Source organism: Pseudoalteromonas sp. MMG005 (genome assembly GCF_018101015.1).
Lineage (GTDB): Bacteria > Pseudomonadota > Gammaproteobacteria > Enterobacterales > Alteromonadaceae > Pseudoalteromonas > Pseudoalteromonas aurantia.
Genome location: NZ_JAGJEK010000025.1, coordinates 1 through 23,472, shown reverse-complemented (window position 1 = coordinate 23,472; position 23,472 = coordinate 1). Strand labels below are relative to the sequence as shown.

The 23,472-nt window shown below is 40.0% G+C and carries 18 protein-coding genes and 14 tRNA genes; 15 read left to right on the top strand and 17 right to left on the bottom strand.

What is annotated here, in order from left to right; all coding sequences use genetic code 11:
• Positions 1–158: 158 nt before the first annotated feature.
• From J8M01_RS18840 to J8M01_RS18810, 7 genes are all read right to left on the bottom strand, one after another.
• A tRNA-Val gene (locus tag J8M01_RS18840) sits at positions 159–234 on the bottom strand.
• Between the two features lie 21 nt (positions 235–255).
• A tRNA-Val gene (locus tag J8M01_RS18835) sits at positions 256–331 on the bottom strand.
• 34 nt (positions 332–365) lie between these two features.
• Positions 366–441: transfer RNA gene (locus J8M01_RS18830), tRNA-Val, on the bottom strand.
• A 16-nt stretch (positions 442–457) separates the two neighbouring features.
• A tRNA-Val gene (locus J8M01_RS18825) sits at positions 458–533 on the bottom strand.
• Positions 534–571: 38 nt separating this feature from the next.
• Positions 572–647, bottom strand: a tRNA-Val gene (locus J8M01_RS18820).
• Between the two features lie 16 nt (positions 648–663).
• A tRNA-Val gene (locus J8M01_RS18815) sits at positions 664–739 on the bottom strand.
• Positions 740–758: 19 nt separating this feature from the next.
• Positions 759–834: transfer RNA gene (locus J8M01_RS18810), tRNA-Val, on the bottom strand.
• Between the two features lie 1,210 nt (positions 835–2,044).
• Here J8M01_RS18810 and J8M01_RS18805 point away from each other — a divergent pair.
• From J8M01_RS18805 to J8M01_RS18770, 8 genes are all read left to right on the top strand, one after another.
• A tRNA-Ala gene (locus J8M01_RS18805) sits at positions 2,045–2,120 on the top strand.
• Between the two features lie 39 nt (positions 2,121–2,159).
• A tRNA-Glu gene (locus tag J8M01_RS18800) sits at positions 2,160–2,235 on the top strand.
• A gap of 193 nt (positions 2,236–2,428) precedes the next feature.
• Positions 2,429–2,504: transfer RNA gene (locus J8M01_RS18795), tRNA-Glu, on the top strand.
• A gap of 93 nt (positions 2,505–2,597) precedes the next feature.
• Positions 2,598–2,673, top strand: a tRNA-Glu gene (locus J8M01_RS18790).
• Between the two features lie 162 nt (positions 2,674–2,835).
• Positions 2,836–2,911, top strand: a tRNA-Glu gene (locus J8M01_RS18785).
• 164 nt (positions 2,912–3,075) lie between these two features.
• A tRNA-Glu gene (locus J8M01_RS18780) sits at positions 3,076–3,151 on the top strand.
• Between the two features lie 164 nt (positions 3,152–3,315).
• Positions 3,316–3,391: transfer RNA gene (locus tag J8M01_RS18775), tRNA-Glu, on the top strand.
• Between the two features lie 231 nt (positions 3,392–3,622).
• Positions 3,623–5,203: a PAS domain-containing methyl-accepting chemotaxis protein gene (locus tag J8M01_RS18770; RefSeq protein WP_192508176.1), complete on the top strand. Its 1,581-nt coding sequence runs from the start codon at positions 3,623–3,625 to the stop codon at positions 5,201–5,203.
• Positions 5,204–5,653: 450 nt separating this feature from the next.
• Here the strand turns inward: J8M01_RS18770 and J8M01_RS18765 are convergent, their stop codons facing one another.
• Positions 5,654–6,292 carry a class I SAM-dependent methyltransferase gene (locus J8M01_RS18765; RefSeq protein WP_210997283.1) on the bottom strand — a complete coding sequence of 213 codons (639 nt, stop codon included), beginning with the start codon at positions 6,290–6,292 and terminating at the stop codon, positions 5,654–5,656.
• Between the two features lie 139 nt (positions 6,293–6,431).
• Between J8M01_RS18765 and J8M01_RS18760 the strand changes: the two genes are divergently transcribed.
• A complete protein-coding gene (locus J8M01_RS18760) occupies positions 6,432–7,328 on the top strand; it encodes a LysR family transcriptional regulator (protein WP_247671198.1) in 897 nt (298 codons plus the stop codon).
• A 347-nt stretch (positions 7,329–7,675) separates the two neighbouring features.
• Here the strand turns inward: J8M01_RS18760 and J8M01_RS18755 are convergent, their stop codons facing one another.
• Entirely contained in the window at positions 7,676–8,269 is a 594-nt protein-coding gene (locus J8M01_RS18755; protein ID WP_247671197.1) for a DoxX family protein, read from the bottom strand.
• Between the two features lie 9 nt (positions 8,270–8,278).
• A complete protein-coding gene (grxC, locus tag J8M01_RS18750; RefSeq protein ID WP_210997284.1) occupies positions 8,279–8,539 on the bottom strand; it encodes a glutaredoxin 3 in 261 nt (86 codons plus the stop codon).
• Positions 8,540–8,621: 82 nt separating this feature from the next.
• On the opposite strand from grxC, the gene J8M01_RS18745 reads away from it, so the two are divergent.
• Complete coding sequence (locus tag J8M01_RS18745) at positions 8,622–9,530, top strand: AraC family transcriptional regulator (protein WP_192508173.1); 909 nt, start codon at positions 8,622–8,624, stop codon at positions 9,528–9,530.
• 89 nt (positions 9,531–9,619) lie between these two features.
• On the opposite strand, the gene J8M01_RS18740 is transcribed toward J8M01_RS18745, so the two are convergent.
• From J8M01_RS18740 to J8M01_RS18715, 6 genes are all read right to left on the bottom strand, one after another.
• The gene (locus tag J8M01_RS18740; protein WP_192508172.1) at positions 9,620–10,099 is read right to left on the bottom strand and encodes a YHS domain-containing (seleno)protein; all 480 of its coding nucleotides are present in this window, start codon (positions 10,097–10,099) and stop codon (positions 9,620–9,622) included.
• Between the two features lie 312 nt (positions 10,100–10,411).
• Positions 10,412–11,644, bottom strand: a complete 1,233-nt coding sequence (locus J8M01_RS18735; protein WP_211058953.1) for a HAMP domain-containing sensor histidine kinase — start codon at positions 11,642–11,644, stop codon at positions 10,412–10,414.
• Positions 11,645–11,656: 12 nt separating this feature from the next.
• Positions 11,657–12,346 carry a response regulator transcription factor gene (locus J8M01_RS18730; protein WP_192508170.1) on the bottom strand — a complete coding sequence of 230 codons (690 nt, stop codon included), beginning with the start codon at positions 12,344–12,346 and terminating at the stop codon, positions 11,657–11,659.
• A gap of 87 nt (positions 12,347–12,433) precedes the next feature.
• Positions 12,434–13,693 carry a serine hydrolase domain-containing protein gene (locus tag J8M01_RS18725; RefSeq protein ID WP_192508169.1) on the bottom strand — a complete coding sequence of 420 codons (1,260 nt, stop codon included), beginning with the start codon at positions 13,691–13,693 and terminating at the stop codon, positions 12,434–12,436.
• Positions 13,694–14,080: 387 nt separating this feature from the next.
• Complete coding sequence (locus J8M01_RS18720; RefSeq protein ID WP_211058952.1) at positions 14,081–15,376, bottom strand: HAMP domain-containing sensor histidine kinase; 1,296 nt, start codon at positions 15,374–15,376, stop codon at positions 14,081–14,083.
• Positions 15,373–16,071 (bottom strand): response regulator transcription factor, encoded by a 699-nt coding sequence (locus tag J8M01_RS18715; protein WP_211058951.1) that lies wholly within the window; start codon positions 16,069–16,071, stop codon positions 15,373–15,375. The genes J8M01_RS18720 and J8M01_RS18715 overlap by 4 nt, the downstream gene beginning before the upstream one ends.
• A 148-nt stretch (positions 16,072–16,219) precedes the next feature.
• Between J8M01_RS18715 and J8M01_RS18710 the strand changes: the two genes are divergently transcribed.
• Complete coding sequence (locus J8M01_RS18710) at positions 16,220–16,915, top strand: DUF4386 family protein (protein WP_211058950.1); 696 nt, start codon at positions 16,220–16,222, stop codon at positions 16,913–16,915.
• 10 nt (positions 16,916–16,925) lie between these two features.
• The gene (locus tag J8M01_RS18705) at positions 16,926–17,615 is read left to right on the top strand and encodes a hypothetical protein (RefSeq protein ID WP_211058949.1); all 690 of its coding nucleotides are present in this window, start codon (positions 16,926–16,928) and stop codon (positions 17,613–17,615) included.
• A 216-nt stretch (positions 17,616–17,831) separates the two neighbouring features.
• On the opposite strand, the gene J8M01_RS18700 is transcribed toward J8M01_RS18705, so the two are convergent.
• Positions 17,832–19,556: a 7TM diverse intracellular signaling domain-containing protein gene (locus tag J8M01_RS18700; protein WP_211058948.1), complete on the bottom strand. Its 1,725-nt coding sequence runs from the start codon at positions 19,554–19,556 to the stop codon at positions 17,832–17,834.
• Positions 19,557–19,659: 103 nt separating this feature from the next.
• Between J8M01_RS18700 and J8M01_RS18695 the strand changes: the two genes are divergently transcribed.
• The 3 genes from J8M01_RS18695 to J8M01_RS18685 all read left to right on the top strand — a co-directional run bounded on the left by J8M01_RS18695 (position 19,660) and on the right by J8M01_RS18685 (position 23,250).
• Positions 19,660–20,754: a serine hydrolase domain-containing protein gene (locus J8M01_RS18695; protein WP_211058947.1), complete on the top strand. Its 1,095-nt coding sequence runs from the start codon at positions 19,660–19,662 to the stop codon at positions 20,752–20,754.
• A 743-nt stretch (positions 20,755–21,497) separates the two neighbouring features.
• Complete coding sequence (locus J8M01_RS18690; protein ID WP_192508162.1) at positions 21,498–22,205, top strand: AraC family transcriptional regulator; 708 nt, start codon at positions 21,498–21,500, stop codon at positions 22,203–22,205.
• A gap of 100 nt (positions 22,206–22,305) precedes the next feature.
• Entirely contained in the window at positions 22,306–23,250 is a 945-nt protein-coding gene (locus J8M01_RS18685; protein WP_211058946.1) for an EamA family transporter, read from the top strand.
• The last annotated feature ends 222 nt before the right edge of the window (positions 23,251–23,472 follow it).

Below are 23,472 nucleotides of genomic sequence, written 5' to 3'. Positions count from 1 at the left end.
ATAATAAATAGTGCTGTGAATAGTTTAGTCGGTTAATGCGGTTTTTGAAATAGCTTTTATGTGGACAAAAAAATTTAATTCGCGTAATTGATTCAGCGAAAAATATAGCTGAAAAGAGAGATGAAGTATAAGGGTAAAAAGGATTCTAAACCTATATGTGGTGGGTGATACTGGACTTGAACCAGTGACCCTCGCCTTGTAAGGGCGATGCTCTCCCAACTGAGCTAATCACCCACATATAGTTTTTTGATTATTTGGTGGGTGATACTGGACTTGAACCAGTGACCCTCGCCTTGTAAGGGCGATGCTCTCCCAACTGAGCTAATCACCCAAATAATCAATATTTGCAACCACCATAATAAAAATGGTGGGTCGTACTGGACTTGAACCAGTGACCCTCGCCTTGTAAGGGCGATGCTCTCCCAACTGAGCTAACGACCCGCAAATGTTTCTAAAATGGTGGGTCGTACTGGACTTGAACCAGTGACCCTCGCCTTGTAAGGGCGATGCTCTCCCAACTGAGCTAACGACCCATTTTAGAATTGCAAAATAATCTGATGTCCACAAAAAGTGGTGGGTGATACTGGACTTGAACCAGTGACCCTCGCCTTGTAAGGGCGATGCTCTCCCAACTGAGCTAATCACCCAGATTATAATTCTATTTGGTGGGTCGTACTGGACTTGAACCAGTGACCCTCGCCTTGTAAGGGCGATGCTCTCCCAACTGAGCTAACGACCCAAATAGAATATTTAGATAATGGTGGGTCGTACTGGACTTGAACCAGTGACCCTCGCCTTGTAAGGGCGATGCTCTCCCAACTGAGCTAACGACCCATATCTAAATCAACAACGTTTGCTGCGTCATTGTGGGGCGCTATTATAGGGAGACTTGAAATAGAGTCAACACTTGAAGTTACAAAATTAGTTCATATGCGGTTTTTATCGCCAATTTTCTTTAGCTCTTCATTTATTACCTATAGGGAATTTATTTTTTAGTTGAATTGAGAAGGCGCTCAATGTTGCTGCAATATGGAGTATGCCATTAGCTTTTACGTGTTGTTTTTATAGCCATTTGTTGTAACTCTTGCTGATTAGGCAGGGGTTAATCTATAAGTTGGCAGTATTGAGCTTCATATGAATGAGCAGCATAGAGGTGCCAATGAGTAAGAATTATCTAGGAGCTGTTGAACTTTGCTGTTCTATTTTTGTTCTCTTTTATCGCGGCGCTTAATGTGGCTTAGTAATCTAAGCGAATATTAAGCAACAAAGAGAAAGGGGTGCTCAAAAGAACCGGTAGGCAGCGCTTGATTGGCTTTTCTACTGTGTTATCGGCTGACTCACATGGAATAACCATGCCACGCAACCTCTGCCTTGTATAAAACCCAATCAAACGGCTGCAAAAATGAACCTGAAAGATCAACAGCCCCTAATCAGTAAGAGTAACTATAACGAGTAAAGCAACACGGGGAGGTCAACAAGAAGCACGCATAAATAGCGCAGCTTGTTACGGCGTCATTTTTTGAGCTGAGTCGTGTAATAGCCGCCGTATTTGTTAATGGCTGGCGAACCACTTTACTTTGATGTTGGGAGTTAAATTGATTGTGGTTACGTGAATCGTGAAAGTATTCCTCTGAATCGGGATTCTCTATTTATGGTGGAGAGCTGGTTACCTATAGAAGTGGAATGGCTTCATAGGTGATAGAAGAGAGGGCTATGGGTACTTACGCATACTTTCATTGGCCAATGACTGTAAATAAAATGAATCAATCGGGTGCTTACTGTTGGATTATCATGTTAAATCACTCATATACTTATGATTGATTATTACTTGAGTGGACTATTGGTAGTTTTTTGAACAAAAACAAGGGTTTTAATTGAAACATGATGGCGGTGTGGTTATATTAGCACCAAGTTGGTGGTTTTTAGAACGCTCGATAAAAAGTTCCGTGAAAACTGTTGACTTTGTTTGTGTGCCTGCATAGAATGCGGCCCGCACTCAGCGATACAGACACGAAAGATAAATCTTTCAAAGTTTGCTAGGTTTGGGGCTATAGCTCAGCTGGGAGAGCGCTTCGCTGGCAGCGAAGAGGTCTGCGGTTCGATCCCGCATAGCTCCACCAAATTATCATAGTGCATTGTCCTAGAGTACACATTTAAGTGTCCCCATCGTCTAGAGGCCTAGGACACCGCCCTTTCACGGCGGTAACAGGGGTTCGAATCCCCTTGGGGACGCCATCTATTTATTAGATGATGTCATTGCTGTAAATTCTCGAGTAATTTATAGTAAACAAACTCATATGGTGCGAGTTTAAATAACCAGTCCTAGTGACACAGATATTTTTCTGCAATTAAGAGTAAGGTCATTCGCCTCACAGGCTTGGTCTCATCTAACGCAGAAATAGCAAATTATTTGCAAAACAATTTCTGCGTCCCCATCGTCTAGAGGCCTAGGACACCGCCCTTTCACGGCGGTAACAGGGGTTCGAATCCCCTTGGGGACGCCACTTTACTTCGGTAGGGTACGTTAAACTCATATGGTGAGAGTTAAAATAGCCAGTCCTAGTGACACAGATTTATCATCTTAAATGATACATTGTGTCCCCATCGTCTAGAGGCCTAGGACACCGCCCTTTCACGGCGGTAACAGGGGTTCGAATCCCCTTGGGGACGCCACTTTACTTCGGTAGAGTACGTTAAACTCATATGGTGCGAGTTAAAATAACCAGTCCTAGTGACACAGATATTTTTCTGCAATTAAGAGTAAGGTCATTCGCCTCACAGGCTTGGTCTCATCTAACGCAGAAATAGCAAAATTATTTGCAAAACAATTTCTGCGTCCCCATCGTCTAGAGGCCTAGGACACCGCCCTTTCACGGCGGTAACAGGGGTTCGAATCCCCTTGGGGACGCCACTTTACTTCGGTAGGGTACGTTAAACTCATATGGTGAGAGTTAAAATAGCCAGTCCTAGTGACACAGATATTTTTCTGCAATTAAGAGTAAGGTCATTCGCCTCACAGGCTCGGTCTCATCTAACGCAGAAATTGCAAATAATAATTTGCAAATCAATTTCTGCGTCCCCATCGTCTAGAGGCCTAGGACACCGCCCTTTCACGGCGGTAACAGGGGTTCGAATCCCCTTGGGGACGCCACTTTACTTCGGTAGAGTACGTTAAACTCATATGGTGCGAGTTAAAATAACCAGTCCTAGTGACACAGATATTTTTCTGCAATTAAGAGTAAGGTCATTAGCCTCACAGGCTTGGTCTCATCTAACGCAGGAATAGCAAATAATAATTTGCAAATCAATTTCTGCGTCCCCATCGTCTAGAGGCCTAGGACACCGCCCTTTCACGGCGGTAACAGGGGTTCGAATCCCCTTGGGGACGCCATATCTTCTTTCTTCATAAAATCCATAAACCTCATTAGATTTAATCATTTAAATTACTTTTCGGTAATTTTATTTATTTCTGCTAGCTTTAATCATGCGTCTGCTTTTTGCTTGTTTAAATATTAATCTAAGTGTTGCTGTTTTTGATCCGCAACAAAGTTTTCTTAGTTTTTGTCACATTCAGGCTAAAGTAATGATTTATTATTGTTTTTTAATCGTTTGAGTGAAGACTATGGCAACAGGAAGATCCGACTATACCAATCGAGAATATGATTACCCAAATACCTATAACTTACTCTCTACTACCAATGTAAATGGTCAAATCAAATACGCCAATAAACAATTTTGTGAAGTAGCAGGGTTTGAACTAAAAGATTTGGAAGGGAAACCACATAATATTGTACGACATCCCACTATGCCCAAAGTTGCGTTTAAGAACTTATGGGATTTTATTGGCTCAGGAAAGCCTTGGATGGGGATGGTAAAAAATCGTTGTAAAAACGGCGACCATTATTGGGTGAATGCTTATGTAACACCAATTGCAGATAAAAACGGGAAAATAGTAGAGTATCAGTCAGTTAGGACCAAACCTGACAGAAATGTAGTGAATAGAGCTGAAAAAGTCTATGCACAACTAAATAATGGCACACCACCTGAATCAATTGCTAGGCAATCATGGTCACTATCTAGTCAAATGATAGCAATTATTATCGCGTTTTATGTACTCACATTATTTTTAACATCGTTAGCTTCTCCTTGGTCTTATATATTGGAGACGGTTCTTGTGATAGGTATTATTGCGTTAACGTATTCTCGTTTAGCGCCAATTAGAGTGTTGAGTGAAAAAGCAAAGAAAGTATATGACAACCCGCTTATGCAAAAAATTTATCTAGATCGCGTTAATGATATTAGTGCCATTGAACTGGCGCTGTTAGCCAGAGAATCCGAGTTAAGGGCTGTGTTAGGTCGAGTAAAAGATTCAAGTAGTACAGTAACAGAGCATGCTGATGAAACGGTGGCTGAATGTAATCGCAGTGCCGACTTATTAAACTCTCAGCAAGCTCAAACTGGGTCGTTAGCAACAGCCATTAATGAGATGACGGCCACCATTGCCGAAATTGCCAGTAATACAACCAATGCGGCGTCTCAATCAGAGTCCGCATTAGAATCGGTTAAGGCTGGAAGCATGGCTGTTAACGAAAATATGGAGAACAACTATGCACTTTCGGAAGAACTATCAAAAACCCAAAAAGATATAGAAGATTTAAACGCGCAAACCGTTAACATTGGCGGGGTTGTTGACGTTATCCGTGGGATATCAGAACAAACTAACTTACTCGCGTTAAATGCAGCGATTGAAGCGGCAAGAGCAGGTGAGCAGGGAAGAGGATTTGCGGTTGTGGCAGATGAAGTAAGGGCCCTTGCACAAAGAACGCAAGAATCCACGAAAGAAATTGACAGTATCATAGCGGATCTTCGCCAACGCGCTGAGCGTGCCGTGGGTGCAATTCAAAATGGTGTAGATAAGTCAGGGGAATGTGTTAGCAAAGCTGAAGGGACTAAACACAGCTTGGAGAGTATTAATGCACTCGTAAATGATATTTCAAGTTTGAACTACCAAATAGCGACGTCTACTGAAGAAATGTCGGGCGTGTCGAATGAACTCAATAACAATGCTGTGACCATTTCACAGTTAGCGAATGACTCGCTTGAAAGCTCCGATAGAACACTAAAAACCATGTCAGATACGCAAACTTCTTTGGTTGACCAAGAAAGTTTAGTGGATCAGTTTATGGCAAAATTTATTCGATAGAGTTTTTGCATACCAGTAGGGCCTGCATGATTTCAGGCTCTTCTTAATTTACTGTATATTTTTATCGTTGCTGGCCGACGCGAGTTGGGTAAAGATTAGTGCTATTTTTCAGTCAGATAAAGTTTCACATTTGTACTGATGTATTTATAGTGGGGACTTTTCCTTGTCTGAATTATTGTCTCTTTTGTTCAATAATTCATTTTTTACTTCCTTTAGCATAACGGTTATCAGCCTAAGGTAACTTAATAGCGGTGCTCTGTACTTTTATAAATCAAATATACCGGTAATTTTTAATCTGGTTAATGAATCATTTAGCCCGTTAAAAGAACAATATTTTTGTTAATTTGGTAAAATAAAAGCGCTGAATTTTAGCACCTGACTTAGGGCTGCAGAGCTTAATTTCAATCTATAGATCATAAAAAACTCTTTTTGGCTAGCGAACATTCAATATCATTGCTTTTTGACAACGATAAAGTAACTCGAAGCACCTTTATATATTTGGTCACTTTCAACTAGTTGGAAGCTTTCCGTGGTAATGAGTTCATCGATGTGAGCACTTTTGTATCTACGTATTGCAATTGGAATTACCCCTATTTTGGATAATATTGTGACCAGATACATTTGCAGGGAAACGAGTAATGATTTCTTGTCAGCTAGGCAAGGGGTTGAAGAAATAAAGAGACCATCATGTTTGAGCAGTTCATGTATTCTTTTGATAACTTTGAGTGGGTTGTCCACGGTATGTAGCATATTAAACGCGAGGACGACATCAAAGGATCCTTCTTGATATCTCTCATCAAAGAGTGTTGTTTGCTGAAAATTTACATTGTTAATATTTTTAGAGGTGGCTTTGCTTTTTGCAATATCAATCATTTCTGAAGATATATCGATAGCATGAATTTCTTCTACTCGATTTGCAAGTTCACAAGACTTGGTGCCGGTTCCACAGCCAAAGTCCAAAACGATATCTGTATTTTTCAGGTGATTTTCAGCTTTTCGCCCTGTTTTATTATGAATATATTCAAACCGCTCCTCAGATTTATCATAATTTGCGGAAGTCTTATTCCAAAATTCTTCTGCTTTACTCATATTGAATACCTACTTGAATTTATTGACGTCTAACAGAGAGCATTATGATAAAGCACTTTGATAGCTAAGTTTGTATTGTCAGTATTGTATCAATGCTAATATGAATAGATACGGTCAAAAATGCATTTTAGGTATTCATATGGGAATAGATTGGAAAACCATAGATTTTGATTGGAATCGTGCGAGAGCCTTTCTTGCCACAGCTGAATTAGGATCTTTATCTGCAGCAGCCAAGGCGCTGAGCTGCTCTCAACCGACATTGAGCAGGCAGGTAAGCGCATTAGAGAAAGAGCTCCAAGTTGTTTTATTCGAGCGTGTAGGAAAAGGGCTCGCTTTGACACCGAGTGGTCTTGAACTACTCACATGTGTCAGAGATATGGGAAATGCAGCCTCTTTTTTATCACTTGTTGCCTCAGGCAAAGCTGAGTCATTGGAAGGCATCGTTTGCGTCAGTGCTTCAGATATTATGGCAGTTTATGAGTTACCTCGCATAATTGCTAGATTGAGAAAAGCGGAACCTAAAATTACCATTGAAGTTATTGCATCGAACTCCAGTAGTGATTTAAAAAGAAGAGAAGCTGATATTGCATTAAGGTCTTATCGACCGACGCAGCCCGATTTAATTGCAAAGAAAGTCAGAGACGATAATTTTTACCTTTATGCGACAACGGGTTATCTAGAATCGATAGGGAGGCCAAAAACGATAAGTGATTTTAATAGTGCGGATTATGTGGGAACACCTGATCCAAAAGACATTATTTCTATGTTAAATCGCCGGGGTATGTCTGTTTCGTTAGCTAATTTTACGACTATGACAAGTAACCACGCGGTGTATTGGGAATTGGTTAAACAAGGGGCTGGTATTGGGTTTATTCAAGAACAGTTAGGAGAAACAGAAGCGGCGGTTGAGAAAGTTTTGCCTGCATTAGGTGCATTCTCAACCGAATTATGGCTTGTAACTCACCGAGAGCTCAGAACTAATAGGCGAATTCGACGCGTTTTTGATTTTATAAACAAAGAATTAGCAACTACATAAATCAATTTCTTTAATCAAATGCTTTGTTAGTTGCTCTGATTGAATTAATGGGACTTAATATGCGTATCCACTGACTTACTGACTTACTCACTTATCACTGCCATGGCTGTTACTTGCTACCCCTATATCGGTTTTAATTTGTAAACGCTTAACGACCACCTTACATGTCAAAGACAGATCATTGAATGCGTATAGCACACGCAAATTAAATGGGTTACGAACGAAGAAAAATCAGGGTTAACCGTCAATATATTAAGGTTAACACCCTGACCTTGAGCCATTTCAGATTATTTTAATCGCGTTTGTCGTGTGAATTATCGTTTGAATTGGTTATAGGCAGTGGCCGTTTATTTACGCATATAACGCGTAAGCCAATAGTCGATACTCGCATAACTTCCAGCACCATTAAAAAACAATACCAATAGCATAATAAAGTACGTGGCAGCAAACTCAATGCCATTTTTTAACACAGTCAGGTGTCCCGCTTCTGATAACCACGCATAATTTCCGTGTTCTTGTAAAATTTCAATAGCCCTATTTTTACGAATACCGGCTTCAGCAATGAGATCACTTCGCCATTCCCAGGGCACGGTTAATTCTGCTTCTGGTAAAACATGCCAACCAAACTGCCAGTGAGCGCTAATTGCAGCTACGACCATTATAACCATGAGCGGGATTGAGATTAAGCGTACAGCGAAACCAAACAATAATATAATACCGCCGCCAAACTCTGTTAGCGCAGCCAGCCAGGCCATTAATTCTGGCGCGGGAATACTTAAGCTATCGAACCAATAGATTACATTATCAATGTTATTTAACTTGTTGTATCCTGCGAGTATAAAGATAGGCGCTAAATAAACACGCAGTAATAGCGGACCAATAAAGTCGACTCTACCTAATTGTTTGATGGCATGTTGATAAGTCATATAGATTTGATTCATGACCACTCCTTAAGCTATCTCTAACTGGTTGAACGGAAATTTTTTACTCGAGAAGCGAGATTGTAAATCGTCAAAGCCACCGATATGCGTGTTACCAATAAAAATTTGCGGCACCGTTCTACGGTCACTTTTTTTAACCATTGCGGCGAAGGCTACGGGGTCATTCGTTACGTCAATGGCGTTATATTCAAACCCTTGCTGCGTTAATAGTTGCTTAGCTGCTTTGCAGTAAGGACAGTAATCTTTATGGTAGATAGTTACTTTATTCATACGAAGTTTTCTTACTCTGTTTAACGTAAATTAAGTATACTGTTTGGTAATTCAATCCTTTGTATTCCTAAAGCCTGAAACTATGTCAGAAAGTCCTAATATTTATTTGAGCGATCCTGATCCGCTGAGTGTTTTGCTTACACGCTTAGATTTAAAAGCAGAGGTGTACGTCAATGGTGATTTTTGCGGCGCTTGGGCGATTGATACGGGTGGCAGTAAGCGTATTCCATTCCATTTAGTTGGTTCTGGTAGCGCTTGGCTGCATTTTGATGGAAAAGACGCTCAGCAGTTAAACGCACATGATTTAGTGGTATTTCCTAATGATGCCCACCACATTATATCAAATTCAAAAGCAAAACCTGCCCTCGAACTCGTTAATACACCAATGAGCAATGATGGCGATATTACTAATATGGTGTGTGGATTTTTTGAATTTCGAAACCCACTGTTGTTTCCAATATTAGCTGCTTTACCTCAAGTTGTTGTTATAAAAACTGGAGAAAAGCAGGATGAGAATAGAATTGCGTTTTTAATAAAGCAGATGTTAAATGAGTTAAAATATGAACGGCCTGGTTTCTATACAGCGATTGATCAAATGGCTTTTTTGATTTTTATCGAAGTGGTGCGCCAGCAAGTCGAAGTTGGGGATTTAAGCAAAGGAGTATTGAGCGCCTTATTTGATCCAAGGTTAGGTAAAGCGTTAAATGCGATCCATCAGCGGCCTGAGTCAGCTTGGACATTGGAGGGGTTAGCACAAGAAGCATTTATGAGTCGTTCGACCTTTGCGGATGTGTTCAGTAAAACAGTAGGCTTAACACCCATGAAATATTTAACACAGTGGCGGATGAGTCAGGCGAGGCATCTTTTAAAAACGACACAATTATCAGTTGCGCACATTGCTCAGAAAAGTGGTTATGATTCTGAAGCGGCCTTTCGAAAAGCGTATCGGAATACGTTAGGAGAACCTCCAGGCGTTGTTCGAGCACATTAACTTTAGTAACAATGTTAACCGTCGCGCGTATTGTCGATAAAACCAAAGAGCAAAACGCCGTCGGATAGACGGCGTGCTATTGAAGCTGCTTATAGTTTGTTTGCTGGCACTTTTTCAACAGTTGGCCATTGTTGGTTCGCTTGTGAGATGTGCTTGGGAACATCTTTTTTCCATGCTTTGTAAACACTCAGGTTTTTGTTTACAAATAACTTACCGTCAACGATTTCAAACGCTTTGCCATCGATTTCAAACTTTTTACCAAAAGTCATACCATAGGCACAAAACCCGCCATACTGTGGTGCGTACTTTGATGGGTTGGCTTTAAAAGTATCACGGTTTTTTGCACTACTAAAACGATAAATTGCATCATTGTGAACGGCAGTAAACTTAGCAGAGCCTTCGACTGGCTTATTATCGGTAAAGTAGGCAACAGCATCATGTCCGGCAAGGATGACACCATTGGCATCTGTATCGGTATCAGCACCTGCACTCGCAAAAGCGCTGACACTCAGAGCCAAAATAGCAATAAGGTTTTTGAAAGGGGTTTTAAAAAATGTTGAGAATGACATGGTGTCTTCCTTTTGGGTTATTGTTAAGTACAGGGCTAGTTTAGAGAAAATGGTGTTTAGGGGATATGTTCAAAAGTCAGGTTGTTGTGTCTAAAAGTCCGTAGATCCATTAAGAAATGAGTGAGACCCAGCATGTATAGTTATGTGGATATAACCGATGTTAAATACGTGATATGCAGTGGAGCAATGAAGTCGTAAATAGGCTGTCAGTCAGAGTGGGCATTAGCTCGCAAGTTACCATTGGCATAGTTTGTGAGCTTCTTTGTTGTATTACTGGCGTACCATCAATTTTAACTCTATGCGTATCAATAATTAGTGCGAGTGAGTTGAAAGCGTAATAATGAACTGCTCACTATGCTCTGTCAGGTGAAAGCCGATATTAAAGCGTTGCGCTAGCTTTGTGACTAAAGTTAACCCAATACCAAAATGTTCATTGGCTTGAACGACATTTTCTTTGGGTCTTGCGTTTAAAAATTGTATCTTCGTTTGGTCAATTAATATTGACCAGTGTCGTTGTTCTAGTTCCGCAGATGCGTGGTGAACGACATTATTGAATAAATTAAATACGAGTAATTCAAGCACTTCTTCTGGCATGGCGATTGGGCAAGGGTGTTTCACTTCTATGTTTGTTTTTACTTGATGGACAGCCATCAAATCTTGCATGCTGTTGATTGTCTTTCGTATGATGGCAGCTGCATCAATGTGACAATCATAGGTGTGCTGTGACGTGAGCCATAAAAGGGCGTTGCTTAGTCTTTGCATTCGTTGAACTGATTTTCCTAATCGTTTAAAAGCGGGTACTGAGACTATTTCATTCTGAGTATGTGCTAATAACTCTATAGAGTTTTGCATAACTTGCAGGGGGGTGCGTAATTCGTGTGCCATACCTTGATTGAAATTTTCCTGCTGTGCTAAAAGCGCAGCTTTTTGATGTAATGCATGATGCAATTCTTCAGCTATTTCCCTCACATCTACTTCTTGAATATTGTTAAACGTTTTGCGCTCCAATGGATAAGTGTTGGTTTTTTTTAAAAACATCTCACGCAGTTGATGAAATGGTTTCAATGCATGCTTAGCTGTCAGGTGCGCTACCCAGTAGGTGAGTAATGCACTGGGAATTAAAAGCACGCATAATATTAGGAAAATATCATCTAAGGCACGTTGTATTATGGCCGCTTCTGTTGTGTCGTATAGTAAAGTACCTTGCTCGGTTACCAAATAGTGATAGTGGTGGTTACCGACATTAAACTCTCCGCGTTCTTGGTTACTATCTAATTCAAGGTAACGTAGCTTTTGCAGCAAATCAGGCTCTAGAGTTTTATGGGTTTGTATTAAGGTCATGTTGTTAGGTGTTGGGCCGCCATTTTTTATTTGCTCGTGTGCTTGCTTTAGCCTGTCATTTAATAATATATCTTCAAAGGCATACGAGATCAGCAAGATGGCGCCAGTAAAAAGCATCACGATTGAAAAGCTAAGCAGTGATAAAACTCTGACGAGTCTACTTGATAAACTTGGCGCTTCAGTCAGTTTTAGATTAAGTATCATAATAGATAAAGCCTACTTTTCTTGGTCGTCGAGTTGAAACTTATAACCGACACCGCGAATGGTGGTAATAAACTCTTGGCCAAATGTGGTCTTCAGTTGTTTTCTTAACTTGTATACATGTGCCCTGAGCGGATCACTGTCTGGTGTATCCTCATTCCATAAAAATCTATGAATATGCTCGGTTTTCACGGTATTGGGTGCCTTTTGCAATAAGAGTTTTAGTAACTCAAAACCAACCCGATGCAATTGCGTGGAGGTATTGTTAAACGACATAGTCATATCATCGCAGTTCAAGGTAACATCATTTAAGTTAATTTCATTCTTTGAGCTACTGTTATTAGATACCTTTGCTAAACATACGGTAATTCTTGCTGACAGCTCGGCAAGGGAAAATGGTTTCGCTAAATAATCCCAAGCACCGCTATCAAATCCAGCTAAGATATCTTTTTCAGTATTTCTAGCTGACATAATGACCACAGGAACTGACGTGAGTTGCGTGGTTAGCAGTGTACGACATACATCTAACCCATCGACAAATGGCAGATTTAGATCGAGCAAAATCAAATCGTAACTATTGGTGGCAATAAAGGTTAATGCTTGTTTGCCGTTATAAGCAAAATCAAGTACGTGTTGGTGTTCAAGGAACTCTGCTATGCCACGTGAAATATCAATGTCGTCTTCTACACACAGTATGTTAGCCATCGTTTTCCCTTTAAAATGCGTTATTCTCAATAAACAGGAGTGTGTTAGTAGGCGAGTAGGTTTCACCTAACTCACCTTGTTTAGCGGCTAATTATTAATTAGTTGGTATACCTGTGGGATCAACCACTTTTCAAGACCAACCCAACCATCTTCAACTTGCATCATAGCAACGACTTCTAGCTCAGATTGCGGATCGCCCCAAAATATGGTGCCACCCATCCCGCCCCAGAAAAAAGTGCCTTGTTTTCGGGTATCTCCAGTCACTTCTTTAATGCCAATACCATAGCCAAAGCCTGTGCCGTTATATACGCGTGGCATAAAGTGAGTATCTAAGCCTTTGGTGTGCGAGCTCAGCATTTTGTCGATTAATTCTTCTGACAATAATTGTGCGTTATTGTGCTTACCTCGATTAAGTAACATACTAACAAACTGACTATAGTCTGTCGCAGTAGAAATTAGGCCTCCACCGCCTGATAATAGGGTTGGTTTCTCTAGAAATTTACTGTCACTGCCTTTTTCAACAAACAAGATTTTTTCTTTGTTAAAGATATAAGCTTGTTCAAATGTCCCAGCGTCATATTCATACATATCAACTAATCGCTCAGCTTGTTCTGTTGGCACGCTGAAATGTGTGTCTTTCATATTGAGCGGTGTGAATATATTACGAGATAAGTAAGTGTCTAATGGCATGGCAGCGACTTTCTCAATGATGGCACCTTGAATGTCACTGGCTATGCTATATTCAAATTTTTCACCCGGAGCGAACTTTAAATCGATACCAGATAAGTCATTAACAAGGTCCTCTAAGGTATTATTTCGACTGAGCGGGTTTGCAAGTAAATACCTTATATCGACCCAGTTTTTAATGCCCCCGCCATAGCCAAACCCCGCGGTGTGTGAGAGCAACTGATGAATGGTCACCACCTGTTTTACACCATCAACTTCAAATGGTTGGAATTTAGGCAAATATGTTCGAATGTCGTCTTCTAGCGATATTTTTCCGCTATCAACAAGTTGTAATAACGCAAATGCAGTAATCGGTTTACTCATTGAATAAATTCTAAATAATGCATCTTTGGTAATAGGCTTGTCGTTATCCACATTTACTTTTCCATGTGCGGAGTAGTGAATAATTTCACCTCGATGTTTTATTTTTAATACTAAACCCGGCAAATCATATTTATTGAGTAATGCGTCTATATTTTGATTGAGAGCTTGGGTCTTGGTTGCAACAATCAACGCTTGTTCTACAGGTTCACTGTAGGCAGCGACGACAGCAGGTTGAATTAACAGATTCATACCAATCGAGCATAAAGCGAATATAACCTTTCGTTTTAAATTGTTCATTTTGATCCCTTAGTTATTAGGTCTACGTTGTTTCGATGAAAGTAATATAAGCGAGTCAATGTAAAACCAATGTAAACTCAGAGGAATGTTGGATGAATATTGCTGTTTAATGATGCCTTCACCTTAGCGCTCAGTGTGCTTATCTCTATTTAAACGCCGTTTTTATTTATGGCAAATTGCGTGTCGCACAGTAAGGTGGCCAAATTCAATGTATCACTACAATACGATGACAGTGAATCAACCGAATACTAAGTGCGTATTAACTGCAATAGGTAAGTTGTGAGGATTAAACAATCATTCGATTTGTCACGTTGGTTGAGTTAGTTGTTGGGCCCACTTTCCCTGTGTGTACTTGAAATGGCAAGGCTGTAATTAGATGAATACGAGTTACCCGTGCTCCACGATGGGGAGTGTGACAGTGAACTCGCTGCCTTTCCCTATTTCACTGCTGACACTTAATTCTCCCCCATGGACCAAAGCAATGCGCTTGCATAAAAACAGCCCTAGCCCAACCCCCTGGCTGTTTCGGTTATCTACTCCTGTCGCTTGTGAAAAAGGGTCAAATATTTTCGGAAGAAACTCAGCTTCTATGCCGGAGCCAAAATCTCGAACGCGAATAAATAACTCCGTGCTTTCTTTCGAACAGGTTAGGATCACTGGACTCGAACTGTACGAATGCGTGAGGGCATTCTCGATGAGATTACGAATCAAGAATTTAAAGCGCCCGAAATCAATATCTATGGCTATTTCTGGAATTGTACCTTCAACCCTTAATGCGGGATTGTTATCGAAACTATCGAGTATGCCAGTGAGGACATTTGGGAGAAAGTAAGTTTCAAGATTCACTAGTTTGTGAGAGTCTTTCAGGCGTTCACTTTCTAATAACTGTTCGACAATCTCGTCCATCTTGTTAATTTCACTATTTAACTTCGATACGGTTTCGTTATGAGTGAGTAGGGCTAGTAGCACTTTCATTCTGGCCATAGGAGATCTCAACTCATGACTGACGGAAAGCAGTAGCTCATTTTTGGACGAAAATAACTGTTCTAAACTTTCCGCCATGGCGTTTAGGCCTTGGGTTAAATTACTTAGGTCATTTTTTGGGTGCTTTTCAATTCGAAACTTAAAGTTGCCTTGGCTTATTTGTATTGCGCTATTGATGGCGGTGTTTATGGGCTTTAACTGACTATTAAGCACTTTATAGCTGATCAGTAGCACACATAATGCTGCGAACCAGGGCCACAGCGTTAACCCGTTGGAATAGACAATCAAATTTGCTATTTGAGACGTAACGACAATCGTGGTGTTATTCGATATGGTATACACGAAATATTTAGCGCCGACTTTGGTAAAATAGATCTTTCCAAGTGGTGTAGCGTTTTCTTGTAATACGGTTATGGTTGGCAGCTTGCCCCCCGTGTTCCAGTGTTGTGTGCCGCGCGTTATTTGTATTTCAACACGGTTTTTTTTCGCTTCTACTTTGAGCTTTTTAATATCAATGGGTCCTGCGACAAGTTGGGCCATTATTTCGTATAGCGCCTCATGCCGATCATAGACTATTTTCTTAGCTTCTTTTTCTGACAGAGAAAAGCTCCCCATCAGAATGAATACCACCAATAGAATTGTTGTCACTGTGAATAGCAAAAAAAATCGGCCATACAAGTTTAAATGAGGTAGCTTCATAGCGGTGTGCCAATAAATGTGTAGCCAATACCTCTTATCGTCTTCACAAACCTAGGTGTTGATGGAGAGTCGTGCAACTTTTGTCTTAATCTACTTAATAATATATCGACTGAGCGTCCAAATAGGTCGATTTCAACCCCTTTTAAAGCGCCTATAATTTGCTCTCTATTGAACACTTTGCCAGGATGGGTGGCTAGCGTGTAGAGTAAATGATACTCCATACCCGACAGCTTTACTTCGCTGCCGTCGACTTTGACGAGTTGTTGTTTAGGGACGATTTCTAATCCAATAAATGTTATTAGTTCAGTGGGCTCAAACTGCTTGGTATTATTATCTGTACTTCTGCGCAGTAACGCGTGTACTCGAACCAATAACTCTAATGGTTCGAATGGTTTAGGCAAATAATCGTCGACACCAATTTCGAAACCTTGGATCTTATCTTCTAACCTCCCTCGCGCTGTAAGCATAATTATAGGCAAGCTATGGGTTGCTCTAATCTTTTTACACAAAGTGAAACCATCAATTTTGGGCATCATCACGTCTAATAACAATAACGCGGGAGATTCAGTTTCTAACAAGTCTAATCCATGCGATGGATCATTGGCATAAATTAACTCAATTTGGTGCTGATGGAAAAAAATGGATAAGCTTTCAGTTAAGCACGCGTCGTCATCAATCATTAGTAACTTTTTCATAGCAAATAACTTGGTAATTTGTTGAGTACCATACTCCCTGATTGGCTGCCTAAAAACAATTCTACAGATGTCATTGTTACACTATGTTACCCAATGCTGATATAGAAACGGGTAAGATTTCTCTAAGTTAATTTTACGGAGTGAATCTATGTCATCAATCTATTACCCCAATCACAAGGTTGCGGCAAAAACGATTGCGGGGTTAATGCTGTTGCAAATGGCGTTGGGGTTACTGCTAAATTTCTACTTTTTAACGCCCATTCTTACTTTCGATGGTTCGGCCTCTATAGAGGGGATCACAGTCATTTTGGGATGTGCCACGCTCGTTGCTTTGCTGATCAGCGCAATGAATTTAGTGTTCGGGCTGCTCTTACCAAAAAGTCGTATCAAGGAACATGAAGGAACATTTATCTCCCTTATCGTATTAGCTGCGGTAGGAATAGCCTTATGCGCATATGAATATGCAAAACTAGCCGAGTATGTCTCCTTTTTATCCTCTTTTTCTGTCCACGAGTCTAATACGAGTGTCATGAAAAAAATGTTAGCCGTGGGGAGAAACGAAGCCCATTTTTTTTCTATTTTTATGTCAAGTTGTAGTCTAGCTGCGTTCTATATTTTACTGATCCGTGCTGAGCTAATCGCGAAATGGATTGCTTACCTCGCGCTCGCATCGTGTGTATTACAACTGATTGCGGTTGGACATACTTTTTTTCAAGCACCGATCCCAAGCTTAGCTCAGCTACCGCTGGCACTGTCACAATTATTGGTCCCCATTTATCTGTTAGTCGCTGGATTTTTAACATCACTCGGCGCACGTACAGATAACCTTCAATCAAATAGCTAGGAGAAAAATTATGTTTTTATCAGTAATGACGATACACATTTTGTCAGGCGCGATGGCTTTACTCGCCGGTTACGCCGTCATTCTTTTCCCTAAAGGAGAAAGCAGTCACAAGTACTTGGGAAGAGCATATGTCGGCGCAATACTAACACTTGGTATAACAGGTACTTACATTGCTATATTACGAGATGTTCCAATATCTATCATGAATGGCTTAGTGCTATGTTATTTTGTACTGTCGGCGTTAAATACAATCTGGCAGCCTGTAAATCGCATCAATGTATTCGATAAAGCACTTTTTGTTTTCGCCTTATTGTTAACGGTGGGTTTTATTTGGTATTCATATCAAACAACCCAAGTTGACGATGGAAAATTGGGGGGCTTTGGTATTGAAGCATACTTGGCTTTTGGTAGCGTCATGGCATTTTGCACTGTGGCTGATTATCATTATATCAAGTTGGGAGGATTAAGAGGCCGCCGCAAGCTGGTTAGGCACTTATGGCGTATGTTCTTTCCTCTTTTTATGTCAACTGCCGCTTTCTTCCTTGGACAAGCTAGGCATTTACCTGAAGCGTTGCAAAGCATAGAGTTTATTTTACTCCCTGTTGTATTCGTTATATTGTCAGCGATTTACTGGGTAATAAAAGTAATGGCTAGGAAGCGCAGCCGAGCCATTTCATGGTCTCAGTTTGATAAGGAGTAAATGAATTTGCCTTTAGAAGCAGCGTTAGAGGCCGCTTTTTCTCAAGGCTACTTGCCACTTATTCATCTTTAAGCGCATATAAACATACTGGGAAGTAAGAACGATGTATACGTTTGCTGGTGGGGCTGGCATCACGATAATGTAAAATTAATCTTTGGCGTACAGCGACGTTGAACAGGCGGGCCCATGGCAAGTTTAGTGCGGATAAAGCGTGGGTTAATATCCTGATTTACTCGGGTTACGTGAACCATGGCCGCTAAAAATGGGTTTGATTTCCTTCAAATATTTACGGCCTACGGGGACATGAACTTGATTGAATACCAAATCGTAATCAGCAGAAGTTCTTCGGTGAAGATGAAAGCCAGTGTTCAAGCTGATGAGGTAAGATTTATGACAACGGGCCAGCTTTGTTATAGCAATTGAATTTTCGATGGCCTGAATATTGGTATCAACTAACATTTCTTGTATACCATACGCATTTTGATAAAAAACAGTCGAATAGTTACCAGCGGCTTTTATGTATACAGTGTGCTCTAGCACAGATATGACTTTGGCAATGTGTGGGCACAGAGAATTATTCGATTCGGTGCGACGTAACTGTTGTTCTATGTTTGCTAATTGCTGCTCGGTTGTTAGTAATTTGGAATGTAAGCTTTTACTACGTGTTTGTTCATCTGAAACATGACTCAATGATTGTTTATACCAATACATTAACGCCGTGGTTAATAAGGTCATATCAAGCACCGAGCCTATTTTTATCAGTGTCCATTTTACTTGATAGTCTATTAAAGAGGTCATAGATAAACCTGAGATAATACCGCAGAGAAAAAGTACACACAGTGCAGAGATATAAAATAGACTGTGCTTATGCTCGCTTTTATAAGATAAAATTGCAGCGATGAGTGACGTTGTGAGAATAATAAAACAAACGAGCAGTGCACAGCCATAGATAATTTGGTAAAGCGTTGGTTCGGCGCTATTAAATGACAAGCAATAAGAAAGCCAAATAATTGAAAGTATCAACTGACAGCGTTTAAGTATGCAGCCAAGCAGGCGCTGTTGTTTGCTAAGTTTTAGGTAATCATAACTAAAAAGGGCGAACGAAATAAAGAAAAGTAAGCCCAATGAATTGGCTGTAAAAAATGGCTGATGTGTAAAGTACGGTATAAAAAGCGTTAGCCACCCTTCACCGGCAGCAATCCATACGGAGATAGAAGCCAATAAGGTGGCATACTTTAGGAAAATGGCATGACGAAATAGTAAGTAGCTAATCAGGCTTAACGTAAAGATCAGCGCCGTAAAGCCAAAATAAAGGCCATCTTGAACTGACGTCCATTTAATATAGTCGGTAAATTCCTGAGTGTTTAAAATTTGGATATCACCTCTTAAATAACGACCAGAGACCAAAATAAACAGCGGTTCAGAAGATACGTTCTTAGGCATGGCAATGCTGAGTATTTTTGCATCTTTAGTGGATGACTTCATAGGCTCTGTATACGGCGTTGCATTGACCTGATAACTTAAACTGGCTTGTGTAAAAATATTATTTTTGGATAGAACAATCGTCAATTCTTCACTCGCACCAGAGAGTTCTGTGCGGCGGGGCATAATTTTAATGATTCCATGCTGGTGAGAGCCGAGGTTAAATGTGCCGGCATTAGATTTCTGCCAGGGGATATCTGCATTTAATACATAGTCAGTGTTTTTATGGTGACTGAAATGCGTGAAAATAGTGAATCGACTTTTCGAGTCTTTTACTCCTTCCTCAGACAAGTTGGTTGAACTGAGTAAAGAAAAAGTCAATACAACGACTGCTGCTATTAAAATCACTAAAACAGCATACTTGGGTGAGGTGAACTTTATACTGTTTATCAATTTAGAAATAGACCATAAATTATTATTATTTAACTTAATCAATTGGTTAAGTGTATCTTGTTGCATGCTGTATACGGTTGGTAAATAACCTTGAATGACACCTCAAATACAACCGCTGTATAAGTTAATCTAAACATAATTAGCATAAAAATTAAATGGAAAGAGGTGTATGAAAAGCAGAAATTGTTTTCAGATGTTGATGGTTATCAGTGTGTTGTTTACCATTGGGTGCAATAATAATGGCAAGTACAAAACAATCGAAACGGGTGTGCAAACGAATCTAGCGGCAACACTCGATGCAGTGCTAGAGGCCAACCTCAATGCGGATGGGCCCGGTTTGATTGTTTCTGTATGGCAAAATGATAAAAACCTTTATACAGGAATGAAGGGTGTTGCACGTCCAATGCAGCCAATTACCGAAAATACGCAGTTTCGTTTAGCGTCCGTGAGTAAAACGTTTACTGCGGTGGCAATTCTGAAGCTTTACGAGCAAGGCCTTTTGGGGCTACACGATTCAATTGTTGATTATTTGCCTGAGCTAGATTCATCTTGGCAAGAGATCAGCATTCATCATTTACTTACTCATCAGTCAGGCATACCCGATATATTTAATGACTTAAATACCCATGAAGTTATTAATAATGACATTACCAATCCAAAAATATTACAGTACTTCATAGAAAACCATCAACTTGAATTTGGGTCTGGACGTAAAGAAGAGTACAGCAATACGGGGTATGTTCTGTTAGCTGAAATAATTACAAAGGTGGCAAATATGCCATTTCCGGAATTTATGGACCTTGAAATATTTGCCCCACTTAATATGAATAACACATATATACTTGATGAAGACGTGGATATAACCGAACGCACAGCGATGAATCATGCACAGCATCATCAAATTTATGGACGTAATGTGTTTGCTGTAGGCTCATCTTCGCAGGTGAGCTCAATGCATGATATGGAGCGCTTTATGTATGCCCTTATGGCAGGGAAAATACTACAAGCTGAAACAATGCGTTTAATGTTGAAAGCGCACATCAGTAAGGCCGATTCCTCGTTGAATGGCACAGGTTACGGGATCTTTTATTTCAGTGGCGATGGCAAAACAGCATATGGTCATAGTGGAAAGCATGATGGATTCAGAACGATATATGCAATAAACAGAGATAAAAATGCTTTTATTATCATGCTAGGTAATGGTGGCGATTATATGCCTGACTTTACCTATATAGTGGACTTGGCGGGTGAGTTTTTAGAGTAAAACGGTTAAGTGTCTAGCAAAAGGCACGGACGTTTGTCTTTGAAAAACTTGTTACCAAATAGATACGCTTAACAAGGGGCTTTCATACTCAGTACTTTCCATCGCTTTATGTGCATAGGTGAAACAGTGATATCTTGAGTCAAAAACCCTTCTTGTAACTCTACTTTTGCTACTTGTATCAGGTTATAAAGCGATATAGATAAAAGGTACACTTGAAGAAACAGTACAAAAAACTGCGTAGCATATTCATCAAATATTTAAATGAATGAAACGTCGAGCAGAGAAAATGGTTCGTAGGTCGAGCGTATTCCTTAGCGGATATAGCATAGATTCCGTAATATTTATTGCCTAGCGCTATAAGGTTTTTATTACAGCAATACCATTATGTAACGGCTAGGGCTGATATGATTAAAATTCGCCCAGCATATAAGAGGCTATTAAAAATTGGCAACCAAGTGAACCTATGTGGCTATTGAAGCAGATAATGCGCGTTTGATCTGATTTACTGCTAAGACTTGTTATTTTATCGTATAACGAGGAAGGTGAAAGGGGCATTGAATATGATTTATAAAACGCATGCTAACCTTCACATTAGTAATGATCGTGTGTACATTTGTGAGCGTGAGTTCATCACCCCGATGAGAAATACCACTAAAGTGTTAATAGGTGCTTCACATTAATACTCATTACTCTAATATATAACCAAACTCATAATGAAGTACGGCCATATATTTTCTGCTATTATGAAAAATCAATTATCCATTCGCTCTTATAGCACAAAGCCTGCACGGCATTCACATCACTTTAATCAATTAGTTTTACCTATACGTGGTGTGATAAATATATGCGTTGGTGATTTCAACGGTAAAGTTGCACCGAGTGAATGTGTTGTCGTGAAAGCGAATGAAGTACACATGTTCACTGCGCAGACTGAAGCTAGATTTGTCGTGGTAGACATGGAAAATCTACCACCGAATATTCTATCTTCTCATTGTATTGTTTTTATGATTAATGCATCTCTTAGAAGCTACTTAACTTTTATTGAAAATCAGCTCGAAAACAAAGTGAATGTCCAATTAGAACAGGCGATGTTTGACATGTTTGGTTTATTGCTAGCAGAGCAACCTTTATTGCCAAAAGTTGATACACGCCTAGGTATGGCTATATCCGTTATAGAGCAAAATATTGACGAACAACTGTCAATTAAATGCTTGGCTGAATCCGCTTGTTTGAGTGAAACACAGTTTAAGAAGTTATTTAAACAACAAATGGGGATGACAGTGATGACATTTATAACAAAAAGGCGGATGGAAAAAGCAGAAGCTTTACTGACGCATACGGATTATCCGTTACAAATTATTGGCGAAAAAGTAGGTTATAAAGCACTTTCAGCCTTTAGCCGAAAGTTTTCACAGTACTTTGGCTTATCTCCAACTCGGTTCAAAAAGTAAACTTAGTCTGAATGGTCAACAATAGCGTCTTAATTGTTAAAAACACACTGTATTACTCGCGTACTATTTCTGTATTGAAGTTATCTAAACAGGTTTCACTATGGAAAATCATCACGGCAATGTTAAAGGGGTTATTGCAATCGTTATGGCCAGTTTTTTATGGGGAACAACTGGCACTGTCGCAAGTTATTCTCATGATGTAAACGCTTTAGCCATTGGTGCATTCTCTATGGGAGTAGGGGGAGTGTTACTTGTCATTATGGCATGGAAAAAATTAGTTATTGATTATAAGCGCATGTTTAAACGGCCTAAAGTATTGCTTTTAGGGGTTAGTTCTGTGGTTATTTATCCGTTATCATTTTATTCCTCAATGCAGTTATCTGGTGTTGTTATTGGCACGGTCATATCTATTGCTATGGCGCCGTTTTTTACCGCAATCCTTGAACGTCTAATAAGTCATAAAAAGATATCACTGCAATGGGGCGTGAGCTTTGTCATTGGTGCGATAGGGATTGCTTTTTTGACGTTTGGCAAAGAGCAAAGCAGTGGTACTGCTTACAACATGTATCAACAGATCATGGGGGTTTTTTTGGGGGGTATTGCCGGATTGAGTTATGCCGGTTATTCATGGGCTGCGAAGCGCTTAATTGAAAGTGGCGTTCATTCTCAATCATCCATGTCTGGGCTGTTCGGGTGTGCTGCTTTATTGTTGCTCCCGTCGTTATGGTTTACAGGAGGTAACTTATTTTCAAGCCCAACGAATGTGTTGGTATCTTTGTATACTGCCGTGATCCCAATGTTTTTAGGGTACTTGTTATTTGGATTTGGCTTGGGTTTTGTAGATGCAAGTAAAGCGACACTCATAACCCTTATTGAACCTTTAGTTGCAACTGTTTTCGCTGTTTTGATCATTGGCGAAAAGCTTAAGGTCATTGGGTGGGGAGGTATTTCTTTAGTATCATTGTGTTTAGTGATCCAAACCATTCAGCCGCAAAGTAAGTTATTTTATATGCTGAGCCCACTAAGGTTAAAAAAGAGCATGTGACCTGGGTTTCATCTAAGATTCAGCGACCGCTTTAGAGTCAATGCGGTCAAACATTATTTCGTCTTATTTTTAATTCTTCAATAGGACAAGAACCAAAAATAGGTTTACGGGCAATCTTTTGACATGTGCAGCGCTTATGAGTGAATTACATCGTTTAAAGCACCCATAATCCCCAACCAGATTGAAGGCCATCAACATACATGGTCGATATGGGGGCTACTG